This window comes from Aeromonas sp. S16(2024) (assembly GCF_041403065.1).
In the GTDB taxonomy this organism is placed as follows: Bacteria; Pseudomonadota; Gammaproteobacteria; order Enterobacterales; family Aeromonadaceae; genus Aeromonas.
In genome coordinates, this window is the sequence record NZ_JBGLQX010000052.1 from 1 (window position 1) to 2,460 (window position 2,460).

2 protein-coding genes are annotated in these 2,460 nt (G+C 64.0%); one reads left to right on the forward strand and one right to left on the reverse strand.

All coding sequences use genetic code 11. The features are described from left to right. Positions 1-184: 184 nt before the first annotated feature. On the reverse strand, positions 185-781 hold the full coding sequence (locus ACB030_RS20250) for an HAD family hydrolase (RefSeq protein ID WP_371162243.1): 597 nt from the start codon (positions 779-781) through the stop codon (positions 185-187). Between the two features lie 171 nt (positions 782-952). Here ACB030_RS20250 and ACB030_RS20255 point away from each other — a divergent pair, with 171 nt between their 5' ends. Further along, positions 953-2,317, forward strand: coding sequence for an MDR family MFS transporter (locus tag ACB030_RS20255; protein ID WP_371162245.1), 1,365 nt, complete (start codon positions 953-955; stop codon positions 2,315-2,317). Positions 2,318-2,460 lie beyond the last annotated feature (143 nt).

The following is a 2,460-nucleotide window of genomic DNA, read 5'->3' on the forward strand; positions in this document are numbered from 1 at the left end:
TGGCAAAGATGGCAACTATGCCGACTTTCTAGCGGATGATGAGCCCTCAGACCCAAAGCGAAAGAAGAACCCCCTTTTTTGAAAAAGAAGGGGGGTTCTTCAGCAATCTGACGCCCCAGATGGGGCGTTTTGTTTTTTAAGGGAGCAGGATGAAGCGTCGTGGGCTCAGCGCCTTGGCCTGGCGTCACACCAGCTGCAGTTCACCCTCTGTCGCCAGCAAGGTGGTCATGCCGCCGGCCTTGCCTGCCTGGATGCCGATGGGGGTGTCTTCAAACACCAGGCAGTTGGCCGGGTTGGCGCCGAGCAGCTCGGCCACTCTCAGGAAGGTGTCGGGATGGGGCTTGTGGTTGGTCACGTCGTCGGCGCTCACCAGCACGGGGATGAAGGCATCGAGGCCGGTATTTCTCAGTATGTGCGTCGCATGATCCCGGGTTGAGCCTGTGCCTATGCCCATGGGCACCTTGCCGTGGCAGCGCTTGACCAGCTCCCACATGGCGGGGAAGACGCGGACCTTGTCGATCCGTTCCAGATAGAGGGCTATCTTGCGGCGGGCGAAGGCCTCCACGTCGATTTCCAGCCCGTGCTGCTCGGCCAGCATGGCCACTATCTTGCGGGTGGGAATGCCGCCGTACTCGTTGAGCTGTGCCCGATCGAACGGCAGGCCGAATTCGGCGCTGGTGGTTTCCCAGGCATCCAGGTGCAGGGGCATGGAGTCCACCAGGGTGCCGTCCATATCGAAGATCAGGGCGTCGTATTGCTCAAACTGGAACTGCTCGGACATGGGGTACTTCCTCCTCGGCTAAAAGAGCACACTACCAGATCCGCTCCCCGGATGCCGCGACCGCCGTCATGGCCTGGGCAGGCAGTGGGTTTGACCATGGGCTGCTGATTTATGAGACAATAATGCGCTCTGCGCCTCGGGTGCCGGCAACTCACAGTAGCGAGCCTCTCTATGTCCCCAAAAACCGTCTTCTCAAGCGTGGCCCTGGTGATCGCCCTGGGCTCACTGGAAAAGAGCATAGTCACTACCCCCTTGCCCATCATAGGAGCCGAGCTGAACGCCGGCGCCGCCCTCACCTGGGTGGTGACCGCCTACCTGCTGGCGGCCACCGCCGCCCTGCCCATCTACGGCAAGCTGAGCGATCTGTTCGGCCGGGTGCGGATGCTCAACATCGGCATAGGCCTGTTTCTGGCAGGGTCGGTGGCCTGCGCCCTGGCCCAGGATCTGCCGACCCTGCTGGCGGCCCGGGTGCTGCAAGGATTGGGGGGAGGGGGGCTGATCGCGCTCGCCTTCACCGTCATCGCCGACTGCATTCCCCCGCGGGAGGTGGGCAAGTATCAGGGCTACATCTCGGCGGTCTATGCGGTCTCCAGCATCGCCGGGCCCCTGCTCGGGGGCTACTTCACCGAGCAGCTGAGCTGGCGCTGGATCTTCTGGATCAACCTGCCCCTCGGGGCCCTGGCGCTCTGGCTGGTGAACCGCAATCTGGGTCACCTCAACGTGCGCCGTCACAGCCGCTTCGACTGGAAGGGGGCGGCACTGCTGATCACGGTCACCACCCTCTCCCTGCTGCTGCTCTCGCCGGAGACGGCGCTGTCCGCCATCTGGCTGGCGGCGGGGCTGGCCCTGGCCCTGCTGCTGCTGATCCTGGTGGAGCGACGGGCCCAGGATCCCATACTGCCCGCCCATCTGGCCCGCTTGCCCGGTTATCTGGTGAGCGTGCTGCTGGCGCTGGCCTCACAACTGCTGATGTTTGCCGTGCTGGTCTACCTGCCGCTTCAGATGCAGTGGCAGAAGGGGATGGGGGCCAGCGAGAGCGGCCTTTACATGGTGATCTTCATGGTCTGCATCACGGCGGGGGCCTTCGTCGGTGGCAAGCTGATCGGCCACTCCGGTCATTACAAGCGCTTCGTGGTGGCGGGCTTCGCCCTGGCGGCGCTGGCGCTGTGGCAGATCCACTTCGATCTCCTTGCCAATCTGGGGCTGGGCTTCGCCGGTCTGGGGCTGGGGCTGGTGCTGCCGGCCCTCTCTGTGGTGGTGCAAAACGCCCTGCCGCGGGAAGATCGCGGCATCGGCATGTCTCTGTTCAACTTCGGCCGCGAGCTGGGGGGGGCGGTCGGGGTGGCCATCTGCGCCGTGCTGTTCCACGGGGCCCTGCCGGCCGGGACCAGCCACAACCTGGCGAGCCTTAGCCCGGCCGAGCTGGCACCGGGGTTCAGCGCCACCTATGTGGGCATGGCAATGATCGCGAGCGCCGCCTTCCTCATCACCCTGCTGGCGTTGAAGCGCCACGAGCTGGCCAGCATCCCGGCCTGATGCGCTCCCTTGAGACGAAAAAGGGCTCCCGAGGGCTGTCTCTTGATCACAACTGTTGATGCGCAAGAGACAGCGCCAGTTCATAGCCTTCAAGGAGGGTCTCTAACCTAAACCAGCCCTCCCATAACACCGCTATCGAGGCT

What these genes read in the sequence shown, in the direction of transcription:
- ACB030_RS20250 (WP_371162243.1), bottom strand. Translation starts at nt 781, where the DNA reads ATGTCCGAGCAGTTCCAGTTTGAGCAATACGACGCCCTGATCTTCGAT.
- ACB030_RS20255 (WP_371162245.1), top strand. Translation starts at nt 953, where the DNA reads ATGTCCCCAAAAACCGTCTTCTCAAGCGTGGCCCTGGTGATCGCCCTG.